The following is a 6,030-nucleotide window of genomic DNA, read 5'->3' as shown; positions in this document are numbered from 1 at the left end:
CTTTCCGACAAAATCCACCAACTGTGGACAACACTATAAACAAGTTGTGCAAAAATATATCCACAATCTATCCACAAAATGTGGATATCTTTTTTTACCCACACGATTATTCATAGTGAAAACACATTAATAATAGCAAATAAAGTGGCTTGTTGCAACGGGTTTTTAAATTATCCACAAAACAGACAGGTTGTGAAAAAAACCATTATCCACACTGTTGAACATGTGAAAAAAATGTCGATAAATGTTGTGGATTGTGATTTGGGGCAAAAAAAATTATCCACATCGCTCGTTAAGACAAGAAAAACATGAAGGCAGTTGACATTTGCTAAGATTGTTCAATATAATGAGAAAGACTGCCCGTAACAGTTATTCCCTAGGGAGGTGTCATAGATGAAACGGACGTATCAACCAAATAGACGGAAGCGCAGCAAAGTGCATGGATTCCGCGCGCGCATGAGCACGAAAAATGGAAGAAAAGTATTGGCGCGCCGCCGTCGCAAAGGAAGAAAAGTATTGTCTGCATAATAGGCCACTGAAGCATCAGTGGTCTTTTTTCTCAACATTTTGCCGCCGGGAAATGAGGCAAATGGAGTGTTTCGGGAAAATGAAAAAACAGTATCGGATCAAAAAGAATGAGGAATTCCAGGAAGTGTTTCAACGGGGCGTTTCGACCGCCAACCGCCAGTTTGTCGTCTATACGCTTGACCGTCCGGAGCAGCCTTACTTTCGCATCGGACTTTCCGTCAGTAAAAAGCTCGGCAAAGCGGTTGTCAGAAACCAAATTAAACGATACGTCCGCCAATGTTTTCTTGAATTGAAAGAAGAGGTGGTCCCTGGAAAGGACTACGTTATCATTGCCAGGCAGCCTGCAGCTCAAATGGGTTATGCCGAAGTGAAAAAAAGTTTGATCCACGTGTTGCGGAAAGCCGGGGGGTTGAAAAAGGGAGGCCGAACGTCGGATTTGACTTGAAAAAATGCTCCATCCGGTGAAAAAAAGGTGGTAAAATACATACGTGAACTTGTATATGTGGGAGGAAAAAGAAGGTGAAAAGGCGAATTACATTGATTGTTTTACTCGGTGCATTGGCTGCCTTGTTGTCCGGATGCACGGAAATTAACGAGCCAATTACCCGAGAAAGCAAGGGGTTTTGGAACGAGTATATCGTTTATCCGCTTTCTTGGCTTATTAAATACGTCGCCGAGATGCTTGGCGGAAGCTTCGGGCTGTCGATTATTGTCGTTACCATTCTTATCCGCCTGCTCATTTTGCCGCTAATGATTCAGCAGACGCGCAATGCGAAAGCGATGCAAGCGCTTCAGCCTGAAATCGAGGCGTTGCGCAAAAAATATAGTTCAAAAGATGCGCAAACCCAGCAAAAGCTCCAGCAAGAGATGATGCTGCTGTTCCAAAAACACGGGGTCAACCCAATGGCCGGCTGCTTTCCGATCTTAATTCAAATGCCGATTTTAATCGGGTTTTATCATGCTATTATGCGCACAAGGGAAATCGCCCAACATAACTTTTTATGGTTCGACCTTGGCGAAAAGGACCCGTACTTTATTTTGCCGGTGATCGCTGGAGTGACGACGTTTATCCAGCAAAAAATTATGATGGCCGGCTCTGCCCAGCAAAATCCACAAATGGCGATGATGCTTTGGATGATGCCGATTATGATCGTCATTTTTGCGATCAACTTCCCGGCCGCCTTGTCGCTTTACTGGGTCGTCGGAAATATTTTCTCCATTGTGCAAACGTATCTTATTAAAGGGCCGACTGTTTCTGCCCATTCAGGAGGAGCGAAAAAGTGAAGGAAGTGACCGCGACTGCCGCAACGGTCGAAGAAGCAGTGCAATTGGCGCTTGCACAGCTTGGTGTGCCTCGGGAGCGCACAGAGATCGTCGTGATCGATGAAGGGAAAAAAGGCTGGTTCGGCCTGTTTGGCGGCCGGCCGGCGGTTGTAAAAGCGGTGTTGAAAATCGATCCGGTCGAGGAGACGGTGCGTTTTTTGCAGCAGATTATCACACAAATGGGGGCGGAAGGGGCGATTGTTGAAGCCTCCCGCCGCGGCAAGCAGGTGATGCTCCGCGTCCAAGGAGGGCCGGTCGGGTTGCTGATCGGCAAACACGGACAAACGTTAAACGCGCTCCAGTTTTTGGCACAGCTTGTCGCCAACCGCCATGCGGACGAATATGTGTCGATCGCCGTCGATATCGAAAATTACCGCGAACGAAGGGAACAGACGCTGGTCGAACTGGCAAACAAGCTGGCAGCACGGGTGGTCAGGACAGGGAAGGAAGTCAAACTTGAACCGATGCCGGCGCATGAGCGAAAAATCATTCATGCGGCGCTGGCTGGCAATAAACATGTCTCCACCTATTCGATCGGAGCTGACCCGCACCGTTCGATCGTCATTTCGCCAGCAGCAGACAAAAAGTCGCCAAGGAAAGAGGCCTCTCTCTAAACAACATAGAGGAGGTCTCTTTTTTTATAAGCACGGGGTGCCTGAATGGTTGAGTTCCATGCTATGTTGCCGCCATATGCATTCCGGTTCGCAGCGGCCATATACATTTTTAGACAACTGGGCTGAGCGTGCCATATTGTTATTCACATGTGGATAAGTTAAAATTGAACTAAACAAACATCCACAAGGTAAAGACAGTCAAAAAAGGCTGTGGATATAAAAGGAACGGAGAAAAGCGAGGTGAAAAGCGGTGACAGAATTTGATACGATTGCCGCTATTTCAACACCGATGGGAGAAGGGGCGATCGCCATCGTCCGTTTGAGCGGGGATGAAGCGGTAGAGATTGCCGACCGGCTTTTTCAGAGCCCGGCTGGAAAGCGGCTGAAAGACGTCCCGTCACACACGATTCATTACGGACATATCGTCGATCCGAAAAGCGGACGGACCGTTGAAGAAGTGATGGTATCGGTCATGCGGGCACCGAAGACGTTTACGCGCGAGGATGTAGTGGAAATTAACTGCCATGGCGGGTTTGTTTCCGTCAACCGGGTGTTGCAGTTAGTGCTCGCGAACGGAGCGCGGCTTGCCGAGCCAGGGGAATTTACGAAGCGAGCGTTTTTAAACGGGCGCATCGATTTGTCGCAGGCCGAGGCGGTAATCGACTTAATCCGGGCTAAAACGGATCGGGCGATGAATGTCGCCTTGTTGCAAATGGAGGGGCGCTTGTCGAAACTGATCCGCGAATTGCGGCAGACGATTTTAGAGACGCTGGCGCATGTTGAAGTTAACATTGACTACCCGGAGTACGATGACGTCGAAGAGATGACGCCGCGCCTGCTAAGGGAGAAGGCGGAATACGTGCGCGGACAAATCGAAAAGCTGCTTTCGACCGCCACGCAGGGGAAAATTTTACGCGAAGGCTTAGCCACAGTCATTATCGGGCGGCCGAACGTCGGCAAGTCATCGCTATTAAATGCGCTCGCCCACGAAAACCGGGCCATCGTCACTGACATCCCGGGAACGACGCGCGATGTCATTGAGGAGTATGTCAATGTCCGCGGTGTGCCGCTCCGCTTGATTGATACGGCCGGCATCCGTGAGACAGAGGATATTGTTGAACGGATTGGTGTCGAGCGCTCGCGGCAAATGTTGAAACAGGCCGATTTAATTTTGCTCGTTTTGAATTACCATGAACCGCTGACGGAAGAAGATGAGCGGCTGTTTGCGATGACAGAGGGAATGGATATCGTCGTTATCGTCAATAAAACAGATTTGCCTCAGCACATTGATATGGAGCGGGTCAAAGAACTTGCGGCCGGTCGTCCGATTGTGGCAACATCACTATTGCGCGAACAAGGAATTGACGAACTGGAAAAAGCGATCGCAGACTTATTTTTTGGCGGCGAACTAGAGGCCGGTGATTTGACTTATGTTTCAAACTCCCGTCATATCGCGTTGCTCGAACAGGCGAAAAAGGCGATGGAAGATGCGCTGGCTGGCATTGATGCCGGCATGCCGGTCGATCTCGTGCAAATCGATTTGCGCCGGGCGTGGGAGCTGCTTGGTGAAATCGTGGGCGATACAGTGCATGAAAGTTTGATTGATCAGCTGTTTGCCCAATTTTGTTTAGGAAAATAAGCAAGGAGGAAACGAAATGGAGTATCATGGAGGATCGTACGACGTCATCGTCATCGGCGCCGGTCATGCCGGCTGTGAGGCAGCGTTGGCGGCCGCGCGCATCGGGGCGAAAACACTCGTCATTACGCTCAATCTCGATATGATCGCGTTCATGCCCTGCAACCCGTCGATCGGCGGCCCGGCGAAAGGGATTGTCGTGCGCGAAATTGACGCTCTTGGCGGGGAAATGGGGAAAAACATTGATAAAACGTACATTCAAATTCGGATGCTCAACACCGGCAAAGGTCCGGCCGTCCGCGCACTGCGGGCGCAGGCTGACAAAGTGCTGTACCAGCGGGAAATGAAAAAGACGCTCGAAAACGAACAAAACTTGACGCTGCTGCAAGGAAAAGTTGAGCGGCTCATCGTTGAAGACGGCGTCTGCAAAGGTGTCATCACACAAACAGGGGCGCATTATTACGCCAAAGCCGTCGTCATTACGACCGGGACGTTTTTGCGCGGGGAAATTATTATCGGCGATATTAAATATTCAAGCGGCCCGAACAACCAGCAGCCGTCGATCAGGCTGTCCGAGCATTTAGAGGAACTTGGGTTTGAGCTCGTCCGCTTCAAAACGGGCACGCCGCCGCGTGTCAACAGCCGGACGATCGATTACAGCAAAACGGAAATTCAGCCGGGCGACGAGGAACCGCGGGCGTTTTCGTACGAGACGACCAAATATATCACCGACCAGCTGCCATGTTGGCTGACATATACGACAGAGGACACGCACCGCATCATTGACGAGAACTTGCACCTATCGCCGATGTACTCCGGCATGATTAAAGGAACCGGACCGCGCTATTGCCCGTCGATTGAAGACAAGGTTGTCCGGTTCCATGATAAGCCGCGTCACCAAATTTTTCTGGAGCCGGAAGGACGGGAAACGGAAGAAGTATACGTGCAAGGGTTGTCGACGAGCTTGCCGGAACATATTCAACGCAAGCTGCTTGAAACGATTCCGGGGCTCGAGAAAGCGCAGCTTATGCGGGCCGGCTATGCGATCGAGTACGATGCGATCGTACCGACCCAGCTATGGCCGACGTTGGAAACAAAGCTTGTGAAAAACTTGTATACCGCCGGGCAAATCAACGGCACATCCGGCTACGAAGAAGCGGCGGGCCAAGGCATTATGGCCGGCATTAACGCCGCCCACCGCGCGCTTGGGCGCGAGGAGATCATTTTGAGCCGTTCGGACGCCTATATCGGTGTTTTGATCGACGACCTGGTGACGAAAGGGACGAACGAGCCGTACCGCCTGCTCACATCGCGCGCTGAATACCGGTTGTTGCTCCGTCACGACAACGCTGATTTGCGCCTGACCGAGCTCGGCTATCGGATTGGTTTGATTTCGAAAGAACGGTATGAAACGTTTTTGGCGAAAAAAGAAGCGATCGAACGGGAGAAAAAACGGCTGCAAACCGTGATCATCAAACCGACGCCGGAAGTGCAGGCAGTCATCCGCGAAGCGGGCGGAAGCGAGCTGAAAGACGGCATCCGCGCCGCCGATTTGCTCCGGCGTCCGGAAATGACGTATGAACATATCCGAAAACTGGCGCCGGCGGATGAGGACGTCGCCCCGGAAGTCGCTGAGCAAGTGGAAATTCAAGTCAAGTACGAAGGCTACATCCAAAAATCGCTGCAAGAAGTTGAGCGGCTTAAAAAAATGGAAAACAAAAAAATCCCGGAAGATATCGATTACGACGCCATCCAAGGACTGGCAACCGAGGCGCGGCAAAAGCTGAAGCGAGTGCGCCCGCTCTCGATCGCCCAAGCCTCGCGCATTTCCGGCGTCAATCCGGCCGATATTTCGATATTATTAGTGTATTTGGAACAAGGAAGAATCGCGCGCGTGTCGAATGAATAAACATGAGGGAAAGGATTGGC

Annotated in this window: 6 protein-coding genes; all 6 read left to right on the top strand. The window is 50.8% G+C overall.

Annotated elements, in window-relative coordinates; all coding sequences use genetic code 11:
* Positions 1-393: 393 nt before the first annotated feature.
* On the top strand, positions 394-528 hold the full coding sequence (rpmH, locus tag M493_RS17160) for a 50S ribosomal protein L34 (RefSeq protein ID WP_020961658.1): 135 nt from the start codon (positions 394-396) through the stop codon (positions 526-528).
* 79 nt (positions 529-607) lie between these two features.
* Positions 608-973, top strand: a complete 366-nt coding sequence (gene rnpA, locus M493_RS17155; protein ID WP_020961657.1) for a ribonuclease P protein component — start codon at positions 608-610, stop codon at positions 971-973.
* A 74-nt stretch (positions 974-1,047) separates the two neighbouring features.
* Positions 1,048-1,812 (top strand): YidC family membrane integrase SpoIIIJ, encoded by a 765-nt coding sequence (gene spoIIIJ / locus M493_RS17150; protein WP_020961656.1) that lies wholly within the window; start codon positions 1,048-1,050, stop codon positions 1,810-1,812.
* Positions 1,809-2,465: an RNA-binding cell elongation regulator Jag/EloR gene (gene jag, locus M493_RS17145; protein ID WP_020961655.1), complete on the top strand. Its 657-nt coding sequence runs from the start codon at positions 1,809-1,811 to the stop codon at positions 2,463-2,465. Before spoIIIJ ends, jag begins: the two co-directional genes overlap by 4 nt.
* A gap of 250 nt (positions 2,466-2,715) precedes the next feature.
* Positions 2,716-4,104 (top strand): tRNA uridine-5-carboxymethylaminomethyl(34) synthesis GTPase MnmE, encoded by a 1,389-nt coding sequence (mnmE, locus tag M493_RS17140; RefSeq protein ID WP_020961654.1) that lies wholly within the window; start codon positions 2,716-2,718, stop codon positions 4,102-4,104.
* A 16-nt stretch (positions 4,105-4,120) separates the two neighbouring features.
* A complete protein-coding gene (mnmG, locus tag M493_RS17135) occupies positions 4,121-6,010 on the top strand; it encodes a tRNA uridine-5-carboxymethylaminomethyl(34) synthesis enzyme MnmG (protein WP_020961653.1) in 1,890 nt (629 codons plus the stop codon).
* Positions 6,011-6,030: the final 20 nt, after the last annotated feature.

It is taken from the genome of Geobacillus genomosp. 3 (assembly GCF_000445995.2).
Classification (GTDB): domain Bacteria; phylum Bacillota; class Bacilli; order Bacillales; family Anoxybacillaceae; genus Geobacillus.
Note: the sequence above shows the minus strand (reverse complement) of the source record. Positions and strands in the feature narration are given on the sequence as shown.

Excerpts from the sequence above, each read along its gene's own strand:
- mnmG (WP_020961653.1), top strand. The coding sequence starts at position 4,121 with ATGGAGTATCATGGAGGATCGTACGACGTCATCGTCATCGGCGCCGGT.
- rpmH (WP_020961658.1), top strand. The coding sequence starts at position 394 with ATGAAACGGACGTATCAACCAAATAGACGGAAGCGCAGCAAAGTGCAT.
- rnpA (WP_020961657.1), top strand. The coding sequence starts at position 608 with ATGAAAAAACAGTATCGGATCAAAAAGAATGAGGAATTCCAGGAAGTG.